The sequence below is a fragment of the Candidatus Hydrothermales bacterium genome (genome assembly GCA_039630235.1).
Classification (GTDB): domain Bacteria; phylum Hydrothermota; class Hydrothermia; order Hydrothermales; family JAJRUZ01; genus JBCNVI01.
Map to the genome: position 1 here is coordinate 57,793 of JBCNVI010000003.1, position 24,827 is coordinate 82,619.

Consider the following 24,827-nt stretch of genomic DNA (forward strand, 5'->3'; position numbering starts at 1 on the left):
TATAATAATTTTATATGGGATTAAAAGGAAATTTGAGTGAAAAAATTACCCTTATTTTTTTGGATGCTTTAGCTCTTTTTCTCGGTTTTAAAACAGCTTATTGGCTTCGTTTTGAGAGTTCATTAATTCCCATCTGGAGAAAATCTGTTCCCTACGAAATTTACTTTAAGTCTTTTTTAGTAGTTTTTATAATGGGACTCCTTCTTTACCTATCTAAAGGTTTTTACGAAAAAGAAAAAACCCTCACAACCTTTGATTTATTTTTCGAACTTGTTAAAGTTAATTTTTTATATCTTCTTTTTGTAACCTTTGTTTCGTTTTATTATAGACAAATTGTATACTCTCGTCTTACAGTTGCTTTTTATTTTTTATTTATCACTTTATACCAATTGCTTTTCAGAGTTTTGTTTAGAAATTTTTTAAAAATTTTATTTAAAAGGGGAATCTGGAAAAAGGAAGCAATTGTTGTTGGTGAGGGTGATATATTAAGGGCTTTAACAACAAGAATCAAAGAAAGACCAGATTTGGGATTAAATATCTCAAAAATTTACACTGTAGATGAGTTCTTTGAAAAAAACGTTAATCCTAAAGAGGAGACCATTTTAATTTTAGCTCTTCCCTTTGAAAAGCAAAATTTAATACCTGGGATTCTAAAAAAAATAGAAAAGAAAAGACTTGAAGTTTATTTTATTCCAGATATATACGAACTTATGCTTATGGGAGTCGAAACTTTCTATCTTAACGGCATACCCTTTTTGAAATTAAAAGAAAAAGGATTAAATCTCTTTCAGAGATTTATTAAAAGATCGTTTGATATTATTTTTTCATTACTTTTCCTAATTATTTTTTCTCCTATATTTATTTTGGTAGCTATACTTATAAAGCTTACTTCCAAAGGTCCTGTGTTTTACAAGCAAGACAGAGTTGGTAAAGACGGTAAAATTTTTAAATTGTATAAATTTAGAACCATGTATGTAGGAGCAGATAATGAAAAGGAGCCAAAATTTACAACTCCTTGTGATCCGAGAGTAACTAAAATAGGTAGAATTTTAAGAAGGTTCAGTATTGATGAAATTCCTCAATTTATAAATGTTTTAAAGGGTGACATGAGTATTGTGGGTCCAAGACCAGAAAGGCCTTACTTTGTTGAAAAGTTTAAAAAAGAAATACCGCGATATGACGAAAGACATAGAGTTAAGGGAGGAATAACAGGTTGGGCTCAGGTCCATGGCTGGAGAGGAGATACTTCAATAGAAGAGAGATTAAGATACGATCTATATTATATCGATAATTACTCCTTTCTCCTCGATTTAAAAATAATTCTAAAAACTATAGTTATATTTTTCTCTCAGAAAAACGCCTACTAGAAAATTTTCTCAAATATTAAAAAGTGCAAAAATGAAAAAGTTAAAAAAATAGAGAAACTTTTTAACAATTTAAATTTTATGAATCTGTGAGATATAAAAATTGTAATTAATGTAAAGAGAGTTTGTAATATAAGAAAAGAAATGGCAGCTCCCTTAAGGCCAAATTTGGGAATTAAAATCGAATTTAAGATTACTGAAAGAGGCAAAAGTATAATCTGATAGGGAATAATATAAAAATGCCTATTTTCTGCAATTAAGAAAGAATAGAAGAAAAAGCTTAAAGTCGAAAAGGGAATAAACTCAAGCAAAAGCTTTAAAAGCGGTAACGCTGGTTTATATTTATGTAAAAGATTGTTTATTATAAAACATATTACCGGATTTAAAGCTATAATTAAAACAGAGATAAATATAAGATAAACAATGATTAAAAAATCTCTTCTGATAAAGCTTTCCAAAGAACCTTCTAATGCTTTTTTTCTTGTCAAAAAAGGAAGAAGAACAACAGCAAAGGCTATGGGAACTTGAGAAATTAAATTCAAGAAATTTAGTGCCATAGCATACACACCAAAACCCTCCCTACCAAAGGTTCCAAGTATAAATAATCTATCAATTGAAAATAAAAAAACATTGAGAACTCCAATAAAAAAAATTGGAAATCCTACTTTTAAAAGTAATTTTATATCTTCAAGATTAAATTTTAATCCATAGAAAATTTTCTTAGTTATAAAAAAGCTCAAAATAAAAAAAATAAGGTGTGAAAAAGCAAAACCAAAAATAGCCCCTTCTGCATCAAATAAAATTGAAAAAATTATGGCGAAAGAAATAATGCTCAGAGAATCAAAAATGTTCAAAATTGAAAGTCCTATAAAATTCTCTAAACCCTTTAAAGAAAATTTGAAAAGCTCCTTAAAGAAATAAAGCGGAACAAATGGCATCGTCAAAATAAAAACTTTCTTAAAAAAGGAAGAAGAATTAATAGAAAAGATGAAAATTATAAAAATTCCAATAAGAGAAATAAAAAGTGTAAAAGAAAAAACTGAATTCAAAATTGAATTAAGCCTTTCACGCTTTCCCAAAGCCTTTACACACGGAATCTCTCTCTGAAGACCCTGAAAAACCCCAAGTTGAAGATTTACAATATAAGATATAATCAACTTATAAGCTGAGTATCCTCCGTATCCCCCTGGCCCCAGAATCTTTGCTATAAAAAGAGTTCCTAAAGCAGCTAAAATAATTGAAAAAACATTAGAAGCGGCTAAAATGAAGGTATCCTTGATTATTCTTCTCATTTTTTGTATATTTAAATGTGAGAAAGTTACCCTTATTATACGGCATTTGGGACGCACAAGATGATAATTACCTCTACAAAATTGAAAGATCTTTCCTCGGTGGTGTAGGAATTTTTCAACTTAGAGTTAAAGGTAAAGATAGGGGTTATCTTATCAATTTAGCAAGAGAAATTAAAAAAATAACAAAGTTTTATGGCGTAATCTTTATTATAAACGATTACTATGATATCTGCCTTGAAGTAGATGCAGATGGTGTACATATAGGTAAAGAGGATGAGGAAATATCTATAGTGAGAAAAAAAATCGGTAATAAAATTTTAGGTGTCTCTTGCTATGATAGTATTGAAAGAGCTATAGAAGCTCAAGCTAAAGGCGCCAATTATGTATCCTTTTCTTCACCCTACACTTCTCCATCTAAAGCAGATAAAAAAATTGTTCCTTTTTCTATACTAAAAAGGGCAAGAGAAATTTTAAGTATTCCAATGTATGTAATAGGAGGAATAAACGTAGATAATATTTCTAATTTACTCAGAGAAGTTAAATGTGGAGTATGTTCAATATCTGGAATTTATAAAAGTGAAGATCCTTTTTTTAATGTACATAAAATGAAAGAGGAGCTACTTTTCTACCATGAAGGTTCTATCACCTTCTAAAGTTAATTTCGGTTTATGGATTTTGTATAAAAGAAGTGATGGTTTCCATGAGATAAGATCTGTTTTTTTACCTATAGATTTGTGTGATGAGATTGAAATAAAAGAGTCCGAATTAACAAAAGTAGTTGCAACCGAAGGTCCAGAGGGAGATCAAAATATAGTTTTTAAAGCGTTAAAAGTTATGAGCGAAGAGTTAGGTGAATTTTTTAGCGCCGATATTTTTATAAAAAAGAGAATTCCCATAGGAGGGGGACTAGGAGGCGGAAGTTCAAATGCAGCAACTGTTATAAAGGCAATTAATGAAATTTATAAACTTAACCTTGATAATGAAAAACTTTTAAGTATAGCTTCAAAAGTAGGTTCTGATGTTCCCTTTTTTATTTTACAAGAACCTGCAATCGTAATGGGAAGAGGTGATAAGATTGAAAGGCTAAATATTAAATTTCCCTACTATTTTTTAATTCATTATCCTGGTTTTAAAATAGATACAGGTTGGGCTTACAGCATGATTTCAGAATTTCTTTGTAACAATTATGAAGTCAAGGAGAAAAACTTTGAAATTTTAGTTTCTCTACTAAAAGATAGTAAATTCATTGAGGCTCTTTCTGTTTTAGAAAATGATTTTGAGAAAGTTATTTTTGATAAATTTCCCGATTATTTGGACTTAATTAGTTTTTATAGAAAAAAGGGCGCAATAAAGAGTTTTTTAACAGGGAGTGGGTCTTGCCTTGTTTCTATCTTTGAGGATAAAATTAATATAGAAGGGAAGGTGGGAAGGTGTTACTGGTGCAAACAGTGGGGCGTCGTCTAATTGGCAGGACATGGGATTTTGGATCCCAGTGTGGTGGTTCGAGTCCACCCGCCCCAGCTTTTAATACAAAGTAAATGAAATTATTTTTCATTTTTTTTCTCTTTAAAAGTTTAGATTCTCCTTTCAAAGAACTTTTACCACCAGATTCATTTGACTTTGCGGTTGCCCTTATCTCTGATGTAGGTAATAACTTTGAACCTTGCGGGTGTGGAAATCCACCTTTTAGAGGTGGTGAACTTTCAAAAAGAGCTTATGTAGCAAAGAAACTCCATGAAAAATATAATACAAAGATTTTGATTTTCGATACAGGTAACTACGTAAGCCCATCCTCAAATAGAGAATTCTTAAAAATCTTTAGAGATATACTTAAAATCATGAAAGTGAAAGCAATGGCTCTTGGAGAAAGAGAAGCGTTTTCAAGTAAAGAAGATATTGAATATTTGGTCAAAGAACTTAAATACCCCTTTGTAAATATGAATTCTGATTTTAAGGAACTTTTAAAACCCTATGAGATTTTTCAAATTGGTAAAACAAAAATTTATTTTACATCTTATAATCCTCCAAGAATATCTAACGGATTTTCTGATTATGAATTATCTGTATTTGAAAAACTAAAGAAAGAATTAAAAAACAAAAATTCGATTTTACTTATCGTTACTCCGTTTTTCACCGAGTTACCTTTTGATACTAATCTATGCGTTTTTAACATTATAGGAAACTCTATTAATTTTGAGGTAAGCTTAAAAAAAGAAAAAGGTATATACACCTTGACAGTGTCAAGATATGGCATATATTTACCAATTATATTTTTCTCAAACAAAAATGGAGTGATAAATGTTAAAAAAGTCGTCAACATTCCATTAGATAATAGGATAGAGAAAGATTCAGAGATAGAAAAATTGAGAGAAAGTTGGGAAAAAAAGAAAAAAAGAGAAATAGAGAAGTTGAAAAAAAGGCTTTTAAGGGGTAATTAATTTTCTCTTTTTTTTAGGAATTGTGTCAATCCTTTGTGTATCCTTTATTATTCCAAAAATTTCAAACACTTTTGATGTACCTAGGTTTTCCCATCTATCAAGAGCCTGGAAAGTAATTTCATATTTATTGTATGGCGGAGATATTAAAAATTCATAGGGAGGGATCGAATCAATTTGAGATTCCTTACCGTCTATTAATAATTTTACCCATAATATTTTGGATTTATCTTCTACAGAAACAGTTATTTTAAAAGAATCTCTTATAGTATCTTTTTCCCTCAAATTTAAGACATTTATTATTGGTGCCTCTAGGTCTGGTTTACCTGGAGGAGGGGCTTTATAACCACAGCAAAAGAGAAATAAGGTTAAAAGTTTTATTTTGGAAAATTTCATTTTATATAGTATATAATAAAGAAAATGGAAAATGTCGCTCCTACGCGAATGGTAATGCTTTTAAAGAAAAGGCAAATAAAGGTTGCAGAAAGTGGGGTAGCTCTTTTAAAAAACAAAAGAGATGCTCTCCTATCTGAATTTCTAAATCTAATAAAGCCACTTTTAAGGGAGTATAAGGAGTTAGATAGGACTACTAAAAAGGCTATGAATACCCTTATACTTGCTATTGGAAAGGATGGTTCAGAAGAGTTAAGATCTGCAGCCCTTTTGTCATCTAAAGAAATTGTACTAAAAATGAAAGAGAGAAAACTTTGGGGAGTTTCTATCCCAGAAATTGAAAAAAAAGATGGAAAAAAAACAATTTCCTCAAGGTTTTTAAGTCCCTTCTCTGTTACAACAAGAATAGATGGGACTACCTCAGTCTTTGAAACTTTAATAGACAAGATTCTTTCAATCGTTCCACTTGAGATTAAGTTTAAAAGAATAGGAGAAGAAATAAAAAAAACTACAAGAAGAGTAAACGCTCTTGAACAAAAGATAATACCAAGACTTAAGGAGGAGGTTAATTACATAAGAAGAGCCCTTGAAGATAGAGAGAGGGAAGATAAGTTCAGAATGAAACTTTTGAAAAGGAAGAGGTCGTAAAATGCCTTTGATGCAATCAATAAGAAAGAATGCAAGAGTTATCTTGTTTTTAATGGCTATTACTTTTATTTTATGGATTTTCCTTGAACTCGGAATGGATATTGCTGGTTATGAAATTACAAAACCCTATCAGAGAGGAATAATAGCTGAAATTGATGGAGTCCAGGTGAGTTTTGATACTTATCAAGATTTATTAAACGAACTTATTGAGAGAGAAAGAAACTTAAGAGGCGATTTAACCGATAGAGATATTGCACTAATTGAGTCAAGGGCTTTTGATGAGCTTTTGTTTAGAACAAGATTTTCTGAAATCAGAAAGAAAAGAAAATTAATTGTTGATGATAATCTTTTAAATACAATAATTTTGAATGCACCACCCCCGGAAGTTTTACAAGACAGTTCCTTTTGGATAAAAGATAGCTTTGATATTAATAAATACAGACAATTTTTGGAGGATCCCTCAAACAGAGAAATTGTTTTAAACTACGCAAAAAATATAATAGAGTCTTATCCTGTTGAACTTATGAATCTTGATATTACCTCAATGCTACATATATCTAAGGATGAAATAGAGAAAGAACTCTTTAATAGATTAACGAATTTTACTTTTAAATATTATCAGGTTCTTTATCTTCAGATTCCTGATACTCAAATTAAATTTAACGATGACAGCTTAAGGTACTTTTATAATAAAAATAAAAAGGATTTTAAAAGGGAGGGCTTTTACAAGATAGGCTATGTAAAGATTGAACTGAAACCTTCAAAGTCTGACAGCGCCCTAGTGCTAGAAGATTTAAAAGAAATAAGAGAACTTTTAATTAATAATAAAATTGACATATTTGAGGCAAATAAAACCTACAACAGAATATTGAGATATAAAAAGGATACGGTATTTAGTACAAAAGAGGGCTCAAAGGTTTACGAAATTTTGGTTAACTATAAGGAAAAAGAAATAACAGAGCCTGTAATAATAGGAGATACCGCCTTTGTTTTCTTTATGGAGAGTAAAGGAGAAAAGGAGATAAAGTATAGAGTTTTAGTTTCGTCTATAGTGACAACAAGTTACGAAACAAGAATGAATTTAAAAGATAAAGCGACCAATCTATTCAAAGAGGCAAAAGAAAGGGGTTTAAAAGTTGCGGCAGAATCTTATAAAGTTGAATACAGGGAAAGTGGAGAAATTACCTATGATTTACCATTTATTCCTGGAATAGGAGAAAATGATGCTATAAGAGAGTGGATTAAAAAATCACGTAAGGGCTCTATTCAAAAGTTTTGGACACCAGAAGGATTTTACATTATAGAGATTCTTGATAAAACAAAGCCAAAAATCGAAAATTTTGAAGAAGTTAAAAGTAAGGTGAAGTTTATGTATTTAAAATCAAAAAAAGAAAAAATTGGATTAAATATTTCTGAAAAAATCTTAAAAGGAGAAGTTTTTGATACAAGTTTTGTGATCAAAAAAGAGTTTAAAGATATAAATTTCTATGATAGAGCGTTTGGATTACAGTACCCTGATAGAGTATATGGACTACTTGTACGCATGAACGTGGGTGAGAAAAAGAGAATCTCTGTTCCTGGATCTATAATAATAGTTGAACTTTTAGATAAAAGAGAACCATCTACAGAGGAGGTGTCCGTAAAGCTAAATGAGTATTATGAACGTCACCTCACGAGTTTGCAAAATAAAGTATTTAGCTCCTTTTACCAGGAGTTAAAAAGCAGGGAAGGCGTTAAAGATTATAGGTCTAGTTTTTTCGAGTAAATTAATTCTTTTACTTTTTAGTAAGCTCACATCTTATACGTTTAATGACATTTATTTTATAAATTCTCATAGTTTTAGCAATAAAACTTTAATAAAAATTTCGGGCATTCCAATTGGAAGAGAAACAAAAGATGTTACAGTCTTAAATGGATTACAAAGAGTTACAACTTTTTACAAATCAATGGGTTTTCTCGATTTCAGAATAATTGATTATAAAATTACAAAAAAAGAGAGCTTTCACTACCTTTACGTATATGTTTATGAGGGAACAAGAAAAATAATAAAAGAAATTTTTATAGATCCTGACACATTCAGTTTTTTATTAAAATTTTTGAAAAAAAAATTACCAACTTTTTATTCAGAGGATTTTTTACACAGTTTTGAAGAAAAAGTATATAGTTATTTTACAGAGAACGGTTTTTTTTTCTTTAATTATGAAAGATTAGTTGAGAGAAGTTCTGATACACTGAAAATTATTTATAAACTGAGGCCAGGAAAAAAAGTAAAGATAAGAGAAATAAAAATAGAGGGTCTATCACCAAAAACAAGAAAAAAAATAATTTTAGATGCGATTGAACTAAAAGAAGGTGATTATCTTTTGCTTGATAAACTTTATCTATCGGTTAAGAATGTATATTCAATGGGAATAATAAGAAGTTTAGATTACAAGGTTATACCAAACTCTGATTCTACTGAGGTTGATATTCATTTTAACGTAAAAGAGGAGAAGATGAGAGCCTTAAGGTCAGGATATGGTTATTCAAGTGATGGATTTTCACAGTTTAGGTTAGAGCTCGAGCACTTAAATGTTTTTAATAATGCTCAGAGATTAGCTCTTTTAGCTAAATCTTACTTTAATGCTAAGTCATTTTTACACTGGGAGTTTTCTTTAAGATATCAAGATCCAAATTTTGTTATAAAGAAAAATATCCTTGAGTTGCTTCCCTTTTATTATTTTGATAAATTAGAGGATGTAATTAGGTTTGGATTTGAATCAAGGTATATGATAAAAAGGGGTGCATGGATTTTTGAAACAAATTTAATTTGGCAAAATGTTAGAACTATTTATAAATCAAAGGAACTCTTTTACTTAAATGGTTTAGGGTTTTCTTATACACAAGATAAAAGGGATAACATATTAGATACAAAAGAAGGTTATCGTATATATAAGTTTATAAATGCTTATGGTTCAGTTTTTGGGGGAACTGAAAACCTTTTAAAACTAGGCTATGATTTTTCTTTTTTTGAAACTTTTAAAACTTATACAATTGCCTTTAGATTTACAGGTGGAAGTATTGTTCCCTATCCTCCTTCAGAAATTGTTCCTTACTCTGAAAGATTTCTACTTGGCGGAGAGGGTTCTCTAAGAGGTGTAAAAAGATATTCGGTTGGTGATTATGATATAAGGGGTATAAAAAGTGGAACGAACTTTTATCTTATAAATTTTGAAATTAGAAAGGTTTTAACGAGTTACTTAAAATTTGTAATTTTTTTCGATACCGGAACTTGTTCAAACATATTTTCGTATAAATCCTTTAAGAATAACGCCTTTGGTTTTGGAATGGGTTTTAGATATTTTTTTGGAATATTACCCTTTAGAGTTGATTTAGGTACTAATAATTATTTTCTCAGAACAAAGGAGCTTTTCCTATATCTTGGATTAGGTCATTATTTTTAATTTAACCTTATAGAGGTAGTGTTTATTTTTATATGTTTAATGATTGAGCTCTTCTAAAAAAGGTTGGTATTTCTAAGTCTCCATTTTCATTAAGGTGTTGAAGATTTTTTTCTTTAAATGGGGTAAATAAACTTTCCCTTTTTTCAACAGCATCTGGTATACCTGCAGCAACTATAGTAACTTCGACTTTTCCATTCATCTCATCGGTGTAATCTAGTCCAGTTATAATCTCTGGATTTTCATTTTCATTTTCAGCTGAAACAATACTCATTATCTCTTGAATTTCCTTTAAGGTTAAATCATTTCCTCCAGCTATATTTAAAAGAATTCCTTTAGCATGTTTTATACCATCACTATCAATAAGAGGGGAATGTATTGCGTTCATTACTGCGTCTTTAGCTTTTGTGTCGCCTTCTCCTATTCCTATACCCATTACAGATTTTCCACCATATTTTAGTATACTTCTAATATCGGCAAAGTCAACGTTTACATATTGTGGCTTTTGTATGATGTTTACGATACCCTTAACAGCCTGAAACAGCACTTCATCTACCTTTTTAAATCCTTCTCTGAGTGATAAATTCTCATTTCCATTTGTTAAAAGTCTATCGTTAGGAATTACTATATAGGAGTTAACGTATTTTTTTAATTCATGTAAAGATTCGATTGCTCTTCTTTGTCTTAGAGGTCCTTCCATAGAAAAGGGTAGCGTTACCACAGCTGAAGTAAGTATATTTAGGTCTTCTTTACATAGTTTAGCAATAATTGGTATTCCACCACTTCCTGTACCTCCTCCAAGTCCAGCTGCAAGAAATACCATATCAGCGTCTTTTAATAAACTTTTTATTTCTTCGATAGATTCTTCAACAGCTCTTTTTCCTATCTCTGGATCACCTCCTGAACCTTGTCCTTTTGTTATGTTTTTTCCCAATTGAATTTTAATATTAACGGGAATTCTGCTTAGGGCTTGAATATCTGTATTTGCCACCATAAGCTCTATGTTTTCCATTCCTTTTTCAGCCATGAACTTTACAGCATTTGAACCTCCGCCTCCTATTCCTAAAACTTTAATTCTTATTTGTCTAATTCCGCTGTCATGTAACCTAATCATAACTCTGTTTTTTCCTTTAATTTTTTGGATTTGAACCCCATTAAAAGTTTTCAAAAAATTCTTTTATACTTTTCAATATACCTCCCGAGAAAAAGCCTTTCTGTTTTGCTTTACTATCGCCATATTTTATATTTCTTAGAATAAAGCCTAATCTCAAGGCACCTAAAGACGCAGAGTAGGAGGGATCATTAACTAAATCTTCGGATAATCCTCTGAAATCCTTTGGTTTACCAACTATACATGGAAGATTAAATACACTTTCCACCATTTCTGTAATCCCCTTTAATTTTGCTACCCCCCCTACAAGAACAATTCCAGCTGATAATTTGTTAAGGTCAACTACTTTGTCTAATTGCCACTTCGTAAGTGAGAGTAATTCCTCTACTCTTGCATAAATCGTTTCTATTATTAAAGAAACCTTAAATTTCTTAGAGGGACGTTCTCCTATTCCCTTTAGCTCTATTTCTTCATTTTTATCATCGATTTTATCGAAGGATTCAAGGATTTCTTTTGCTGTTTTATTTGGTATCCTTAAAATTTTAATTAAATCATTTATAATAAGTTTTCCACCCAATAAGAAGGAATTTGCATAAAGAAGGGCTCCCTTATTCCAGACAGCTACATCTATTGTTCCCATTCCAATATCCATAAGAATAACACCTTGATTTATTTCTTCTTCTTCAAGAACAGCATAAGAGGAAGCAATCGGAGAATAGACAAAATTTTCAACGTTGAAGCCGCTCCTTTCAACTACTTTCCTTAAAGTACTTAAAACATTTCTTTTAGCCTTTAAGATAAACGTTTCAACCTCGAGCTTAGAACCAATCATCCCCACAGGCTCTTTTATACCCCTTAAGTCATCGACTATGTATTCGTTTGGATGGACATAAATTATTGATCTATCGAGGGTATCTACTTTTTGAATTGATGTGTTTATAACTCTTATTCTATCACTTTCATGTATTTCTCCGTCAGAATCATGTACCTTAACAAAACCTTTCTCTATTTCACTTTCAATGTAATTACCGTTTATTACTAAAATTAATCTTGTTTTTTTCTTTGGAACCTCACCCTTTAATCTAAAAGCTTCTTCTACAGCTAATTTTATCGTATTTGAAACTTTTTCAATGTTTTGAACTACCCCTGATTCGATTCCCTGTGACTCAATTTTGGATGAGTAACCCTCAACTTTTATTGTTTTCTTTTCTTCTATTCCGAAAACTGCTAACACTTTAGAGGTACCTAGATCTACACAGACAATTCTCCTATTTTCCACTTTTTACCTCCGTTCTAAAAAAGATAAAATTTCTAAGTTCAAAGTATCTTTAAAATCCTCTATTTCTGTTAAATATCTTATTTTTTTGTCAAATCTACCAAGACCAAATATAATTAACTTTTCGTTATGTGTATAAATTGAGATTTTAAGTGGTTCAACATACTTAATTTCAGAGTAAAACTTGCTTTCGGTGTCTTTTATCCTTTTTAGTAACTCCGAAACCGGGTATAAAAATGAATTCATCCTGAAGCTATCATGTTCATTACTCATATCCACCCCGATAATCTCAGGTAAGTTCTTCTTAGATAAACTATCGATAATTCTTTTATCACTAATCTTTAATAAAAATCCTTTAGAGGTTAAAAATAAGTTTCCATCATATTTTGCTAAAATTTCACCATGATAACTCACACCGATTTTTTCGTTCCTCTTAAAACCGAATAGAAATAAAATTAAAAGTATATATTTTCTTTTACCCCTCATGGAGGATTTCCTCTAAATATAAAATTTCTCTTTCAAGCAAGATTCCAAATTTTTCGTAAACTTTTTCTTGGATTATTTTTATAATCTCCCTTATATCCTTAGCTTTTGCATTTCCTACATTTATAATAAAGTTTGCATGTTTTCTCGAGACTTCTGCTCCACCAACTCTGAATCCCTTAAGTCCTGCAAGTTCAATAAGTTTACCTGCAGGATTATCCTTTGAGGGATTCTTGAATACACACCCAGCTGAAGGGTACTCAAGAGGCTGTGTTAGCTTCTTTTTACTTAAAATAGAGAAAATTTCCTCTTCTATTTTTTCTCTGCTTTTTCTCTCAAGTTTAAAATAAGCGCTTATTATTAAACCCCCTTTGTAGCCCTTTCTATATGAAAATTCAATCTCATTCTTCTTTATTCTTCTAAATCCATTTTTTTCATATACAAAAATTTCATCTAAATAGTCCGATATACTTTTTCCCATGCTCCCTAAGTTCATACAAATTGCTCCTCCCACTGTTGCGGGTATCCCCGCTGTGAATTCAAGCCCTCCCATCTCTACTTTCTTTAATTTAGGAATTATTTTTGAAAATTTTACACCTGCATCAACTATCACGCCGTCATCAGTTAAAGTGATTTCCTTTAAATTTTCTGTCGAAATTATTAGAGCCTCAAAAAACCCATCTGGAAAGAGTATGTTTGAACCTCCCCCTAAAAATGCATAGGGTATACCTCTTTTTTGTGCAAAATTTATTACATACAAGATCTCCTCTATATTAGATGGTTCAGCATATAATGAGCAAACTGAATGAATTTTTAGTGTATTTTTATTTTTTAAATTTACCTTTCTTTTCAAAATTTTATTAGCCAAGGATATCATTATAAACCTCCTCTACGATTTTATAAACATTTCCTGCTCCAACTGAACATATGAGATCCTTCTCCCTTACGATTTTCATCAATTTTTCTTTAAGATTTTTCTCTCCATCTATAACCTCTACCCCTTTTTTTCTTAATTCATCAACAATAAGTTTGTGAGAAACCCCTTTTATCCTTTTTTCTCCCGCTGGATATATAGGTAAAACTACAACAACATCTGCACCTTGTAAACTCTCGGCAATTTCTTTCCAAAGTAACTTTGTTCTTGAGTATCTGTGAGGTTGGAATATAACTATTAGCCTTCCATCTTCCCAAAAATTACGAGCTGTTTTCAAAAATTCTCTTATTTCTGTTGGATGATGTGCGTAATCATCAATAAGACCTATTCCCTTTTTTACTCCTTTAAACTCAAATCTCCTTTTAACCCCCTTAAATTCATAAAGTGTTCTTTTTACAATATAAAAGGGTATTCTTAAAAAGTGGGCAACTGAGATAGTAGCTAATGCGTTGTATACGTTATGAAGACCCGGTATATTCATTTCAAATTTGCCTATATTTTCTCCCTTAATGCTAACCTCAAACTCACTTCCCACTTTTTTAAGGTTTATATTATATGCGTAAACGTCATTTGATTTTTTTAAACCGTAACTTATTTTTTTCCTTTCAATTGATTGAGCAAGTTTTCTTAAATTTTTATCATCTCCACAATAAATTATCGCTCCATAAAATGGTATCTTTAGCATAAACTCTTTAAAGGCATTTTTTAAAGCTTTCATTGTCTTATAAGTATCAAGATGTTCCTTGTCAATGTTTGTTATTACACCTATGCTTGGAAAAAGTTGTAAGAAAGATTTATCTGATTCGTCTGCCTCAGCAACTAAAAATTGACCCCACCCGAATACCCCTCCTGTGTCTAATCCCCTTACTATTCCACCAACTATAAAAGTAGGTTCAAGTCCTGCATCTTTTAATAGGTTTGATATCATCGTTGTAGTTGTAGATTTTCCATGGGCTCCAGTAACGCATATAGAGAACTTTATTTTTGTAAGTTCTGAAAGCATTTCAGCGCGTCTTATTACTGGAATTCCCTTAGATTTTGCCTCTTTAATTTCTATGTTTGAAAGTGGTACCGCAGAAGAATAAACTACAAGATCTGGATTATTTATATTTTCTTTTCTATGTCCATAGAAAACTTTAATTCCGAGAGATTCGAGTCTCTGTGTAATTTCACTTTTTTTAATGTCACTTCCTGTTATTTCAAAACCGAGAAGTTTTAGTACTTCTGCAAGACCTGACATACCAGCTCCGCCTATGCCTACAAAATGAATTCTTCTTATTCCGGTATGGATGAAAAGCATATCTTTAGCTCCTTTTTTAAAACTTCTTTCCAATTTGGTAATTCTTTAAATTCATCTTTCTTTTTCAAAAGATCCTCTATTTCGTTTTTTAAAGTGTTAGGATCGATCTTTTCTTCTTCTATTACTTTAAGGGTTCCGTAATTTTTTGCAAAAAGGGCGTTGTAGTATTGATGGTTGTCTTTTGCATAGGGGTAGGGAATAAAAATGGCTTTTTTCTTTAATTTTAATATCTCAAAGACTGCACCGGATCCTGCTCTTGATACTACTATGTCAGAAGCTGAGTAAAAAATCTCTATATCATCTCTAAAAGGAAAGAGGAAGAAATTTTCGCCTTTTAGCTTTTCCCTATATTCGTCAAAGAGCTTACCAGCCATAACTAAAACAGTACCATCTTTTAATTTTGAATATAGGTAAGAAAGTTCTATAAGTTTTTTTGCACCTTGACTTCCACCTAAAAATAAAACAGTCTCTTTGTTTTCGGGAATCCTTAGAATTTTTCGAGCCTCTTCTTTTGGAATTTCTTTTAACTCTCTTATCGGATTTCCAAGGAATATACATTTCTTTTTTAGGAATTTTTCGGTTTCTCTGAAACTGATGAAAATTCTATGGGCGAACTTACTGAAAAATCTTGTTATAAGCCCTGGAATTGAATTCTGTTCAAATACAAAGATTTTTTTTCCTGTTATAAGAGAAGGTACAAAAAAGGGAGAAGAAGCATAACTCCCAAATACGAATATAAAATTGGGTCTTAGTTTTAAGATTAAATAAAAGGCAAAAACTGTACTCTTTAGAATTTTATATAGGTTATAAAGAAAATGAGTTATGTTTTTTAACTCTAAGGGAGCAGAATCAAACTTATAGTCGTAAGCTATTTTCTTATTAAAATGAGCTTTTGGTGAGATAATTAAATAAGTTTTTATTTTCATATTTTCAAGAAAATCTCTTACCTCTATAGCAGGAAAGATGTGACCGCCTGTTCCACCTGTAACTATGAAAACCTTGACCATAGCACGAAATTCTCCTCTTTGCTGTGACCTACCTCACTTTTGATGATGTTAAGGGAGACTCCTAGAAGAAAAGAATAGGTTATTCCAGAAGAACCACCGTAAGATAAAAGAGGAAGAGGAACTCCTGTAACCGGTAATAAGCCTAGATTTACTGATATATGAACAAAAACGTTAAAGAATATAAAAAGCCCTGTTCCAAACAGAAAATTTCTATAAAATTCATCACTTATTAAAATTGCACTATCAAAAAGAGTCTTAATTATCAAAGAATATATTAGAATTAAAATAAAGACGCCAAGGAGGCCTGTTTCTTCGGCTATATGAGAGAATAAGAAGTCCTTTGATACTTCAGGTAAAAACTTATACTTAATCTTTCCCTTACCTATTCCTACCCCTAAGATACCCCCTCTTGAAATAGCTATCTTTGCCTGTTTTACCTGATAAACAGTCTCCCCACTCATGTGTTTCTCTATTCGACTTATTACATATCCTCTTTTAAGGCTAAGTAAAGCTATGATAATTAAAAGGGAGATAGAAAGTGGCAAAAGAAGGTGATTCAGTTTGACACCGTTTATAAAAAGTAGGGAAAAAGTTACAAAAATTATTGAAATTATCATAGAAAAGTGGGGAATATTGTATAGTAAAAAAATTGAGAGGAGTATGTAGAAAATTGTTCCTATAAACTTTAATAGGTTATACGGTTCACTTAAAAAGTGAGACATCTGAAGTAGAAAGCCAATTTTAAAAATTTCAGAGGGCTGGAGCGTAAAGTCTCCAATGGTTAACCACCTGTGAGTATTTTTTATTGAGATATCTAATATTATAGGCACTGAAAGTAAAATCAAAAGGGTCCAGGCTATGAAAAATCTAAATTTTTTAAAGATAGCTATGGGGAATATAAGACCAATTAGAAAGAAAATTACATTCAAGATATTTCTTGATATAATTTTCATAAGATCTTCGAAGAAAATTTCTTCTCCTACAAATATCCAAGAATAAAAACTAGATGAAAATAAGAAGATAAATGAAAGAAGCGAGAGTGTAAGGACAAAAAATATTAAATTTCTCTCACCCATTTTTTGAAATCCTCGCCTCTTTGTGCATAGTTTTTGTATTGATCAAAACTTGATAAACCTGGAGAGAAAAGAATAATATCACCTCTTTCTGCCACTTCTTTCGCCTTTATTACAGCTTCTCTTACAGTGTTTACCTTAAACATCTCTTTGATACCACCTAAGTCACTCTCAAGAAAATCCTTAGCCTCACCGTACAGGATTATCTTTTTTACTTTATTCTTAACTTCTTCTTTAATTATTCTGAAACTTATATTTTTATTCTTACCGCCCAGTATAAGTATTATGTTTTTACTATTGAATGATTTTAAAGCGTATAAAACTGAGTGAGGATTTGTTGATTTTGAATCGTTTATCCAAAGAATATCATCTTCTTTTTTTACAGGCTCAAGGCGGTGAGGTAAAGGTTCAAGCTTACTTAACGCATTAATTATATTTTCCTTATCAACACCTAACAGAAAACTAACTAAAATCGCAAAGGCAATGTTGTACCTATTTCCCTCCCCAATAAACTTTTCAAATCGATCCTCTATTTTCTCCTCTATGTTATCTAAACTTATCACAAATTTGTCCTTTGAGTAATAAACGCCTCTTACTTTTTCATAAAGAGAGACGCGCAGTGTTTTAACGCTGGTTGCTTTTATATCTTTTAAATTTTCATCATCCTGATTTATTATTAAAATACCGTTTCCATCCATATTTTTGAATATCTTTAATTTAGCTTCTTTGTATTCTTCGAAAGAACTATGAGAGTCAAGGTGATCTTCGGAAATGTTTAAAATACAGGCTATGTTAGGTTTAAACCTTTTAATAAATTGAAGTTGAAAGCTTGATACCTCCATTACAAAAATTCCTTCTCTTAAATAAAGATCTGTTATTGGCTTTCCTACGTTACCACAGAGATAAACTTTTTTATCTTTGAAGAATTCCTTTAATATGCTATATACAAGATAGGATGTTGTTGTTTTCCCATTAGTTCCAGTTATAGCAACAATTTCTCCTCTTATTAATTTATAACCAAATTCAAGCTCAGGAATAATAGTTTTTTCATCTTCAATTAGATTTTTTAATTTTACGCTATTTAAAGGAATACCCGGAGAAAGAACTATTTTATCAAAAAGTGGTATAAGGTGTTCATTCTCTAACTTTTTGTCTATAATAAATGGTTTATAGCCCTCTTTTGTCATGAAGGAATATACGGATTTTCCCGATGAACCGAAACCCCATATGGCTACTTTCATCTTATTTTAAGAGTGCTTACTGCAATTAAAGAGAAAACAAGAGAAAGTATCCAAAATCTTACAACAATTTTAGATTCAGGTAAACCTTTTTTCTCAAAATGATGATGAATTGGTGCAATTAGAAAAACTCTTTTGCCGAACCTTCTATAAGATACAACTTGTATTATTACACTCATTGCTTCAATTACTAAAACAAAACCTGCTATGGGAAGTAAAAGCTCTTGCTTAGTGAGTGCTGCCATAGATGCAACTCCTGCCCCTAAGGCATGGGATCCTGTATCACCCATAAATATTTCAGCAGGATGTGAATTAAACCATAGAAAGCCTACTACTGAACCCAAGAGGGCAGACCCAAATACAGTTAATTCCCAGGATTTTGGAATGAAAAGTATGTTAAGGTAATCTGCGATTTTAGCATGTCCACCGGTGTAAGCAAGAACTGTATAAGCAAAAATTATTGGAGCCAATACTCCTACTGCAAGTCCATCAAGTCCATCTGTTAAATTTACTGAATTTATTGTGCCAAGATACATATAAAAAAGAAAGAAAGGATAGAAAAGTCCAAGAGGTATCAAGATATTTTTGAAAAATAGCATTTGTGTTTTAAATCTTATGTCAGGACTAAAAAGGAAAAAGTAAAATGAAAGAGTAAGTAGTGTTAAGATGACCTGTAGAATAAACTTAGGCACCTGTCTAAGACCTTTTTTCTTTTTTCTTTTTGTTAGGTCATCGAGAAATCCAATTAAAGAAAAGCCCACAAAGGGGAAAATAGTTGCATATAAAAATATATTTCTTAAATCTCCCCAGATTAAAAGAGATAAAATTACAGATATAACAATGATTATTCCACCTGCTGTGGGAGTACCTTCTTTTTTTCTATGCTCTGTAGGAACATCTTCTCTAATATTTTCTCTAAGGTTATATTTGTAACAGAGCTTTATATAATAGGGCGTTAAAATTAAAGTTAAAAGAAAAGATGTAACTGCGGCATAAGCTGCTCTGAATGTAACGTAACCTAAAAGATTAAAGGGGGAAAAGTAAACTTTTAAGGGATAAATGAATTCAAGTATCATTTCTTAATCCCTCCAGAATTTTTTCCATTTCCATTTTTCTTGATCCTTTTATAATAACAAGTGAGTCTCTCTGAGTTACCTCAACCAGCTTTTCTCTCATTTTTTCTCTGTTATCAAAGTGGATGGAGTAGAGTCCTACCTTTTGTGCTTCCTCAAAAGTAAATCTTGAGTTTTCTCCGATTGTGAAGACAGCGTTATAATTTTTGGATTTAAGTAAACGGGCAATTTCTCTATGATAAGCTTCTGAGTATTCCCCAAGCTCTAACATATCACCCATGAATAGGTATTTTTCTTTTTTCTTAAAGAACGTACCTGTTTTTATGGTATCTTCCATAGAAAGAGGATTTGCATTATAAGAGTCAAGAATAATTAAGGCATTCTTGTATTTAATAATTTCCATTCTTAAATCTGGAAATTTGAAATCTGAGAAAATATCTTTATAGGTTTCGAGTTTTAGTATAGTAGCAGTTTTAAAGGCAGCAATAGCGTTTTCCATCATGCCAAAACTTGGAACACTTAGAGATATTTCAAATTCTCCACTATATATAAATTTCTCATTATCCCATATTGCGTTTTTACTATCGAGTTCAAAGTAAACTATCCTTGCCTTTGTTTTAAGTTTTTCTAAAAAAGGTATATTTTTGTTAATAACAAGATATCCAGTAGATGGAATATCCTTAGCGATTTTAAATTTTTCTTCTGCAACCTTTGCTATGCTTTTAAGACCTTCAAGATGTCCGGGTCCTACTTTTGTTATTATAGCAATGTCTGGTTTAATAATACCAGAAAGCACCTCCATCTCTCCTTCCCTGTTTATTCCTGCCTCAGCAACTATATACTCTGAATCTGGGGGTGCATTAAGGAAGGTTAGAGAAACTCCAATAAAATTATTATAGCTTTTTGGTGAAGGATAATTTTTTCTATTATTTTTGTTCATTATGTGAGAGAGCATGAATTTAAGTGTAGTTTTTCCCACTGTTCCTGTTATTCCTATTACTTTTCCCTTAAATTCTTCTCTTTTTCTCTTTGCAAGTTCCATTAAAAATTTCAGTGTGTCTTTAACAAATATTACTCTGTCTTTAAGGTCAACTTTATCTTTAAATTCTTCAGGTAATATACAGAGTTTAGCTCCTCTTTCTAGTGCGGATTTATAAAAATAGGCACCATGAGTTTTTTCTCCCTCAAGAGCAATGAAGATGTCATCTTTTTCAACTTCTTGAGAGTTTATCTTTACGGCTTTAAGATCTTTTAAAATTTCATCTATCAGTTCTTTCATTTTTTTCCTTTAAGATTTCAAGTACTACATCTTTATCTTTGAAGGGAATTTTTTCGCCCTTTACTTCCATGTACTCTTCATGTCCCTTTCCTGCAACAAGGAGCAGATCCCCTTCTTCAGCTATTTCAATTCCCTTTTCTATTGCCTTTTTTCTATCACTTATGACTATAACTTTGTTTAATTCACCCTCTGGTATTCCTGACTTTATGTCTTCTATTATTTTAATTGGATCCTCAAACCTTGGGTTGTCAGTTGTTATAATTACAATATCAGAAAATTCTGCTGCTATTCGTCCCATTAGTGGTCTTTTTTCCTTGTCCCTATTGCCCCCAGCTCCGAAGATAGTTATGATTCTTCTTGGCTGTAAACTCCTTAGAGTTTCAAGAACAGCTCCAATAGCATCTGGTGTATGGGCATAGTCTATAAATATGTCAAATCCTCTCTTAGTTTTTATCTTTTCCAGTCTTCCTTCCACTCCCTCGAATTCACCCATATATTTTGTAAAGCTTTCTTCATCAAATCCAAGTTCTTTTAAAATAGCAAACACAGAACATATGTTGTAAGCGTTAAATTTGCCTATTAGTTTTGTCTCAAATTCTACTTTTTTATTATCGTATTCTATTTTTAGTCCCATACCGTTTGTTGATAAGTATCTTATGAAAACCCTATAGTCAAGGTTTTCAAGGTACATGCCGTAACTTTTTTTATTTTTACGTTCAATTTCTTCGAAAACCCTTTTTCCATATATGTTTTCGATGTTTATTATTGAGGGTGCTTCTTCTTTTAAAAGATTAAAGGCTTTCTTTTTAGCGTTATAATAATTTTCCATAGTCTTGTGAAAGTCAAGGTGATCTTGAGTAATGCCAGTGTAAATAAGCCCGTCAATTTCTATGTTATATATCCTTTTTTGTTCTAAACCATGGGAAGTAATTTCCATAAAGAGGTACTCTATTTTTTCTTTATTCATTTCGTGAAAAATTTTATATAGGTGTGTAGAAGGTGGAGTTGTGTATCCCTGGTATATAATCCTTTCTCCTACTCTTGAATTTAAAGTACCTATTACTCCATTTTTAATTCCCATTTTGCTAAAAACAAAGGATAATAAATTTGTTGTTGTTGTTTTACCGTTTGTTCCGGTTACACCTATAATTTTGAATTCTGGTTTTCCGTAAAATCTTTTCAGTATTTCGTGCATTACTTCAAGGGGTTTTTCTGTGATAAACTGAGTTATGTTAAGGTTTTCGAATTTCTCATCTGTTACTATACAAATGGCTCCGTTTTTAATTGCTTCATCAATATGGTTTTTACCGTGTGTTTTAAGTCCAGGAAGAGCTACAAATATATAATTTTTCTTCACTTCCTTAGAGTTTTCAGCAATTCCCTCAACTTCTATCTCTTTATAGTTCAAAAATTCACCATTTAAGGATTTAAATAGCTCCCCCAATTTCATAGATATTTTCTCCGTTTATAGCTTCTATATTTTCCACTATTTTTTTAAACATTTCTGGTATAATCTCGGATGAGAATCTCACATTCTGTGGTTCATCTAGTCCAATGTAGATTAAATAATTTGGGTTTTCTTGTGGATAAAAGCCAACAAAGCTCATTACAGATAACTCTTTTGAGTATTTTCCGTTTATCACTTTTTGGGAGGTTCCAGTTTTACCACATATACTTAATCCCTCTATTTTTGCCTTTTTCCCGCTTCCTTTTTCTACAACTTTTCTTAAGAAATTTTTGATGATGTATATTTCTCTGTTATCAAAAATTTTTCTAACGACAATTTTACTTCTAAATTCTTTAAATTTATTTTCTTTAGTTATGCCCTTTAAAATGATGGGGTGAAGGAGGTAGCCGTCGTTAGCAATAGCTGAATAAAAAAGAGCGATCTGAAGTGGTGTAACAAGTAAGCCCTGTCCAAAAGAAAATGATAAAAGGTCTACTTTATTCATCTTCTTCTTTATTAAACCTTTACCCTCTCCTGGAAAAAGTATACCTGTAGGAGTGCCGAATCCACATTTTTTGGCAAAGTTTATAAGTTCATCTGTATTACACCTTTCAGATATCTTTGATATTCCTATGTTAGACGAATAGACAATGATGTCTTCAATTGTGAATTCATTTTTCTTCTTTTTTTCAATTTCAGGATCTTCTATGATTACGTCTTTTATAACGATAGGTTTAGATACATCGAATAATTCATCAATTTTAATTTTTGAATGTCTTATTGCGAATATGGCAGTAAGGACTTTAAAGACAGAGCCAGGTTCAAATAGGTACTGCACGTTATTATTTCTGTAGTTTTCGTCGGTGTAGTTATAAAAGTTTTCGGGATCAAAAAAGGGATAAGAAGAAAGGGCTAGGATTTCTCCGTTTTGAGGATTTAACACCGTAACCCAGCCCTTTTTTGCCCTGTATTTTAGAGCATACTCCTTAAGAACTTCGGAGCAAATCTTTTGAATCTTAATGTCTATTGTAAGAATGATATCACTTCCATTTTGGGGAGGAATGATTTTACTTTCAGGTAGCACAGTATAGTTACCGTCAGCTGTTCTAAAAAGTTCAATTTTACCGTCTTTTCCTTTTAAGATTTTGTTAAATTCAAACTCAATTCCTTCAACTCCTTCGTTGTCGATGTTTACAAAGCCTATTAAGTTACTTGTTATCCAACCAAAGGGATATTTTCTTTTCCAGTCGTAGTTATCTGGCAAGGTAAGGGTTAGAGGGATTAAGTTCCTATCGTAGATTTCTCCCCTTTTTCCCTTAATTGTTCTTATTTTAATAAATACTTTATTACCTTCCCTTTTATAAACTTCGCTTGCTGGAGAGAGACCTAAGTTTGAGGCTTTAAAAAATATTAATAAGAAAGAAAAGAGAATTAATTGTTTGTAAAACTTAGTTCTTATCGGTATTTTTCTATTATCTCCCCGCATAGCTTTTTTCTTCTACTTGCTTATTTAGGAGTGCATTAAAAAATTCGATTTTGGCATTTATAGTTCTATGGTAGAGTTCAAGGATTTCTCTTTCTTTCTTATAAACCTCTCTTGATTTTTCGAGGACTTTTCCTCTTAAAAAGAGTAAAAACAGAATATACATAAACAAAAGCAGAATTATTTTAGTTTTCTTGAATTTTCCTTTCATAGTTTTTCAGCAGCCCTCAATTTACATGACCTGCAGTTTGGTTTTAATTTTATTTCTTCTTCGGTTGGTAAAAGTGGTTTTTTGGTTAAAATTTTAAATTCCTTATTTTTCAGAAAATTCTTTACGAGTCTATCCTCTATTGAGTGGTAGGATAGGAAAATTACTCTTCCCCCCTTTTCAATTATCTGTGGTAAGAAGGAAAAGACAGTTTGTATATTTTTTATTTCATCGTTTATCCAGATTCTGAATGCCTGATAAACCTTCTGAAGGATTTTTTCTTTATTTCCCCTTATTTTATCGAGAATTGCCTCGTTGAGCTCCTCCGTGTACTTTATTTCCCTTGCCCTTAATTTTTTAAAAATGTTGATCGCTATCTTTTTATAATTTTTTAATTCTCCATAATTTTTAAGTATGTCCTCTAGCTCACTTATGTTTAATTTTTTAATTTTTTTGTATAGTGGTTCATCTACTAAGGGATTATAACGCATATCGAGGATTTCATTTTTTTTGAAGGAAAAGCCCCTTTTTGAGGATGAGATGTGATAAAAAGATACTCCAAAATCAAAGATGATTCCATCAATTTTTTCTATTTTTTCTTCTTTGAGCACATTTGGAATTTCGGTAAAGCTTTTATTGAATATCTTAGTATTTTCAAATTCTTTTAAGATCTTTTTGGCTCTTTCGTAGAGGAAGGGGTCTACTTCAAAGGCAAAAAGGTTTCCCTTTGTATTTTTTATAATTTCTAACGAGTGTCCCCCTGTTCCAAATGTAGCATCAACGATTACTTTTCTTTTGTAGGGTTCAAGGATTTCAATAATTTCCTTTGTCATGCAAGGTGGATGAATTTTAATTTCAGAATTTAAGGTTAGTGAGGTATTCATCATAGTTTATTTCATCTTTTATTTTTTCGACAGTTTCTTCATACCTTTGAGGATCCCATATTTCAATCCATGCGAACATTCGAACAAATCTACAACTTTTTTTTATACCTGCGTATTCAGCTAAGTGTCCTGGCAACAAGATTCTTCCGTGACTATCGAATTCAGTTTCAACTGCGTCACCTGTTAAAAGTCTAATAAGATTTCTATTTTTAAGATCTCCAATACCTCTTTCTCTTAGGGCTGTTTCAAAATTTTTCCATTCCTTCTCAGAAAATATCCATATACATCCATCAGGTCCTCTTGTCAATATTATTTTTCCGTCCCCCTCTGGAGTAAGCATTTTCCGAAGATCATGGGGAACCGAGACTCTTCCCTTTGGATCAACCGGATTTATTCTGTTATTTCTGGACACTTTTTCCCACTTTTTGACACAATTATTATATGTTTAGAGCCTATAAA

Annotated in this window: 24 protein-coding genes and 1 tRNA gene; 8 read left to right on the forward strand and 17 right to left on the reverse strand. The window is 31.3% G+C overall.

Translation table 11 applies throughout. From position 1 onward, the window contains the following. Positions 1-32 precede the first annotated feature (32 nt). Positions 33-1,367 carry an undecaprenyl-phosphate glucose phosphotransferase gene (locus ABDH49_04235; GenBank protein ID MEN3046174.1) on the forward strand — a complete coding sequence of 445 codons (1,335 nt, stop codon included), beginning with the start codon at positions 33-35 and terminating at the stop codon, positions 1,365-1,367. Here ABDH49_04235 and ABDH49_04240 read toward each other — a convergent pair. Further along, positions 1,364-2,656 (reverse strand): oligosaccharide flippase family protein, encoded by a 1,293-nt coding sequence (locus ABDH49_04240; GenBank protein MEN3046175.1) that lies wholly within the window; start codon positions 2,654-2,656, stop codon positions 1,364-1,366. The two genes, ABDH49_04235 and ABDH49_04240, sit on opposite strands and share 4 nt — an antisense overlap. Positions 2,657-2,673: 17 nt before the next feature. Between ABDH49_04240 and thiE the strand changes: the two genes are divergently transcribed. The 4 genes from thiE (at position 2,674) to ABDH49_04260 (ending at position 5,094) form a co-directional block, all read left to right on the forward strand. Beyond that, entirely contained in the window at positions 2,674-3,309 is a 636-nt protein-coding gene (gene thiE, locus ABDH49_04245) for a thiamine phosphate synthase (GenBank protein ID MEN3046176.1), read from the forward strand. Beyond that, positions 3,287-4,120, forward strand: coding sequence for a 4-(cytidine 5'-diphospho)-2-C-methyl-D-erythritol kinase (gene ispE, locus ABDH49_04250; protein ID MEN3046177.1), 834 nt, complete (start codon positions 3,287-3,289; stop codon positions 4,118-4,120). The genes thiE and ispE overlap by 23 nt, the downstream gene beginning before the upstream one ends. Beyond that, a tRNA-Gln gene (locus ABDH49_04255) sits at positions 4,106-4,177 on the forward strand. The genes ispE and ABDH49_04255 overlap by 15 nt, the downstream gene beginning before the upstream one ends. 17 nt (positions 4,178-4,194) lie before the next feature. Then, positions 4,195-5,094 (forward strand): hypothetical protein, encoded by a 900-nt coding sequence (locus ABDH49_04260; GenBank protein MEN3046178.1) that lies wholly within the window; start codon positions 4,195-4,197, stop codon positions 5,092-5,094. On the opposite strand, the gene ABDH49_04265 is transcribed toward ABDH49_04260, so the two are convergent. Continuing rightward, positions 5,080-5,376 carry a hypothetical protein gene (locus ABDH49_04265; GenBank protein MEN3046179.1) on the reverse strand — a complete coding sequence of 99 codons (297 nt, stop codon included), beginning with the start codon at positions 5,374-5,376 and terminating at the stop codon, positions 5,080-5,082. The genes ABDH49_04260 and ABDH49_04265 overlap by 15 nt on opposite strands. Before the next feature lie 135 nt (positions 5,377-5,511). Between ABDH49_04265 and ABDH49_04270 the strand changes: the two genes are divergently transcribed. The 3 genes from ABDH49_04270 (at position 5,512) to ABDH49_04280 (ending at position 9,575) form a co-directional block, all read left to right on the forward strand. Next, positions 5,512-6,132, forward strand: coding sequence for a V-type ATP synthase subunit D (locus tag ABDH49_04270; GenBank protein MEN3046180.1), 621 nt, complete (start codon positions 5,512-5,514; stop codon positions 6,130-6,132). A gap of 10 nt (positions 6,133-6,142) precedes the next feature. Beyond that, positions 6,143-7,897, forward strand: a complete 1,755-nt coding sequence (locus tag ABDH49_04275; GenBank protein MEN3046181.1) for a SurA N-terminal domain-containing protein — start codon at positions 6,143-6,145, stop codon at positions 7,895-7,897. Between the two features lie 181 nt (positions 7,898-8,078). Further along, on the forward strand, positions 8,079-9,575 hold the full coding sequence (locus ABDH49_04280) for a BamA/TamA family outer membrane protein (GenBank protein MEN3046182.1): 1,497 nt from the start codon (positions 8,079-8,081) through the stop codon (positions 9,573-9,575). Positions 9,576-9,603: 28 nt separating this feature from the next. Here the strand turns inward: ABDH49_04280 and ftsZ are convergent, their stop codons facing one another. From ftsZ to ABDH49_04355, 15 genes are read right to left on the reverse strand one after another with little or no spacing between them, the layout of a single operon-like run. Next, complete coding sequence (gene ftsZ / locus ABDH49_04285) at positions 9,604-10,686, reverse strand: cell division protein FtsZ (protein ID MEN3046183.1); 1,083 nt, start codon at positions 10,684-10,686, stop codon at positions 9,604-9,606. A gap of 40 nt (positions 10,687-10,726) precedes the next feature. Beyond that, a complete protein-coding gene (gene ftsA, locus ABDH49_04290; protein MEN3046184.1) occupies positions 10,727-11,962 on the reverse strand; it encodes a cell division protein FtsA in 1,236 nt (411 codons plus the stop codon). Positions 11,963-11,965: 3 nt separating this feature from the next. Beyond that, positions 11,966-12,445, reverse strand: a complete 480-nt coding sequence (locus ABDH49_04295) for a hypothetical protein (GenBank protein ID MEN3046185.1) — start codon at positions 12,443-12,445, stop codon at positions 11,966-11,968. After that, positions 12,435-13,319: a UDP-N-acetylmuramate dehydrogenase gene (gene murB, locus ABDH49_04300; protein ID MEN3046186.1), complete on the reverse strand. Its 885-nt coding sequence runs from the start codon at positions 13,317-13,319 to the stop codon at positions 12,435-12,437. Before murB ends, ABDH49_04295 begins: the two co-directional genes overlap by 11 nt. Then, on the reverse strand, positions 13,303-14,709 hold the full coding sequence (gene murC / locus ABDH49_04305; protein ID MEN3046187.1) for a UDP-N-acetylmuramate--L-alanine ligase: 1,407 nt from the start codon (positions 14,707-14,709) through the stop codon (positions 13,303-13,305). The genes murB and murC overlap by 17 nt, the downstream gene beginning before the upstream one ends. Then, a complete protein-coding gene (locus ABDH49_04310) occupies positions 14,652-15,683 on the reverse strand; it encodes a UDP-N-acetylglucosamine--N-acetylmuramyl-(pentapeptide) pyrophosphoryl-undecaprenol N-acetylglucosamine transferase (GenBank protein ID MEN3046188.1) in 1,032 nt (343 codons plus the stop codon). Before ABDH49_04310 ends, murC begins: the two co-directional genes overlap by 58 nt. Further along, complete coding sequence (locus ABDH49_04315) at positions 15,665-16,759, reverse strand: FtsW/RodA/SpoVE family cell cycle protein (GenBank protein MEN3046189.1); 1,095 nt, start codon at positions 16,757-16,759, stop codon at positions 15,665-15,667. Before ABDH49_04315 ends, ABDH49_04310 begins: the two co-directional genes overlap by 19 nt. After that, positions 16,741-17,997, reverse strand: coding sequence for a UDP-N-acetylmuramoyl-L-alanine--D-glutamate ligase (gene murD / locus ABDH49_04320; protein ID MEN3046190.1), 1,257 nt, complete (start codon positions 17,995-17,997; stop codon positions 16,741-16,743). The genes ABDH49_04315 and murD overlap by 19 nt, the downstream gene beginning before the upstream one ends. Further along, positions 17,994-19,070 (reverse strand): phospho-N-acetylmuramoyl-pentapeptide-transferase, encoded by a 1,077-nt coding sequence (mraY, locus tag ABDH49_04325; GenBank protein MEN3046191.1) that lies wholly within the window; start codon positions 19,068-19,070, stop codon positions 17,994-17,996. Before mraY ends, murD begins: the two co-directional genes overlap by 4 nt. Continuing rightward, positions 19,060-20,346 carry a UDP-N-acetylmuramoyl-tripeptide--D-alanyl-D-alanine ligase gene (murF, locus tag ABDH49_04330; GenBank protein ID MEN3046192.1) on the reverse strand — a complete coding sequence of 429 codons (1,287 nt, stop codon included), beginning with the start codon at positions 20,344-20,346 and terminating at the stop codon, positions 19,060-19,062. Before murF ends, mraY begins: the two co-directional genes overlap by 11 nt. Continuing rightward, a complete protein-coding gene (locus ABDH49_04335) occupies positions 20,327-21,796 on the reverse strand; it encodes a UDP-N-acetylmuramoyl-L-alanyl-D-glutamate--2,6-diaminopimelate ligase (GenBank protein ID MEN3046193.1) in 1,470 nt (489 codons plus the stop codon). The genes murF and ABDH49_04335 overlap by 20 nt, the downstream gene beginning before the upstream one ends. After that, the gene (locus ABDH49_04340; protein ID MEN3046194.1) at positions 21,774-23,279 is read right to left on the reverse strand and encodes a penicillin-binding protein 2; all 1,506 of its coding nucleotides are present in this window, start codon (positions 23,277-23,279) and stop codon (positions 21,774-21,776) included. The genes ABDH49_04335 and ABDH49_04340 overlap by 23 nt, the downstream gene beginning before the upstream one ends. Then, entirely contained in the window at positions 23,266-23,487 is a 222-nt protein-coding gene (locus ABDH49_04345) for a hypothetical protein (protein ID MEN3046195.1), read from the reverse strand. The genes ABDH49_04340 and ABDH49_04345 overlap by 14 nt, the downstream gene beginning before the upstream one ends. Continuing rightward, positions 23,484-24,371 (reverse strand): 16S rRNA (cytosine(1402)-N(4))-methyltransferase RsmH, encoded by an 888-nt coding sequence (gene rsmH / locus ABDH49_04350; protein MEN3046196.1) that lies wholly within the window; start codon positions 24,369-24,371, stop codon positions 23,484-23,486. The genes ABDH49_04345 and rsmH overlap by 4 nt, the downstream gene beginning before the upstream one ends. After that, positions 24,340-24,780: a division/cell wall cluster transcriptional repressor MraZ gene (locus ABDH49_04355; protein ID MEN3046197.1), complete on the reverse strand. Its 441-nt coding sequence runs from the start codon at positions 24,778-24,780 to the stop codon at positions 24,340-24,342. Before ABDH49_04355 ends, rsmH begins: the two co-directional genes overlap by 32 nt. Positions 24,781-24,827 lie beyond the last annotated feature (47 nt).

Excerpts from the sequence above, each read along its gene's own strand:
- ABDH49_04295 (MEN3046185.1), bottom strand. The coding sequence starts at position 12,445 with ATGAGGGGTAAAAGAAAATATATACTTTTAATTTTATTTCTATTCGGT.
- murB (MEN3046186.1), bottom strand. The coding sequence starts at position 13,319 with ATGATATCCTTGGCTAATAAAATTTTGAAAAGAAAGGTAAATTTAAAA.
- ABDH49_04335 (MEN3046193.1), bottom strand. The coding sequence starts at position 21,796 with ATGAAATTGGGGGAGCTATTTAAATCCTTAAATGGTGAATTTTTGAAC.
- ABDH49_04340 (MEN3046194.1), bottom strand. The coding sequence starts at position 23,279 with ATGCGGGGAGATAATAGAAAAATACCGATAAGAACTAAGTTTTACAAA.
- ABDH49_04275 (MEN3046181.1), top strand. The coding sequence starts at position 6,143 with ATGCAATCAATAAGAAAGAATGCAAGAGTTATCTTGTTTTTAATGGCT.
- ABDH49_04345 (MEN3046195.1), bottom strand. The coding sequence starts at position 23,487 with ATGAAAGGAAAATTCAAGAAAACTAAAATAATTCTGCTTTTGTTTATG.
- ABDH49_04260 (MEN3046178.1), top strand. The coding sequence starts at position 4,195 with ATGAAATTATTTTTCATTTTTTTTCTCTTTAAAAGTTTAGATTCTCCT.
- ABDH49_04315 (MEN3046189.1), bottom strand. The coding sequence starts at position 16,759 with ATGGGTGAGAGAAATTTAATATTTTTTGTCCTTACACTCTCGCTTCTT.
- mraY (MEN3046191.1), bottom strand. The coding sequence starts at position 19,070 with ATGATACTTGAATTCATTTATCCCTTAAAAGTTTACTTTTCCCCCTTT.
- murF (MEN3046192.1), bottom strand. The coding sequence starts at position 20,346 with ATGAAAGAACTGATAGATGAAATTTTAAAAGATCTTAAAGCCGTAAAG.
- ABDH49_04270 (MEN3046180.1), top strand. The coding sequence starts at position 5,512 with ATGGAAAATGTCGCTCCTACGCGAATGGTAATGCTTTTAAAGAAAAGG.
- ABDH49_04280 (MEN3046182.1), top strand. The coding sequence starts at position 8,079 with ATGGGTTTTCTCGATTTCAGAATAATTGATTATAAAATTACAAAAAAA.
- ABDH49_04310 (MEN3046188.1), bottom strand. The coding sequence starts at position 15,683 with ATGGTCAAGGTTTTCATAGTTACAGGTGGAACAGGCGGTCACATCTTT.
- murD (MEN3046190.1), bottom strand. The coding sequence starts at position 17,997 with ATGAAAGTAGCCATATGGGGTTTCGGTTCATCGGGAAAATCCGTATAT.
- ftsZ (MEN3046183.1), bottom strand. The coding sequence starts at position 10,686 with ATGATTAGGTTACATGACAGCGGAATTAGACAAATAAGAATTAAAGTT.
- ispE (MEN3046177.1), top strand. The coding sequence starts at position 3,287 with ATGAAGGTTCTATCACCTTCTAAAGTTAATTTCGGTTTATGGATTTTG.
- rsmH (MEN3046196.1), bottom strand. The coding sequence starts at position 24,371 with ATGATGAATACCTCACTAACCTTAAATTCTGAAATTAAAATTCATCCA.
- ABDH49_04240 (MEN3046175.1), bottom strand. The coding sequence starts at position 2,656 with ATGAGAAGAATAATCAAGGATACCTTCATTTTAGCCGCTTCTAATGTT.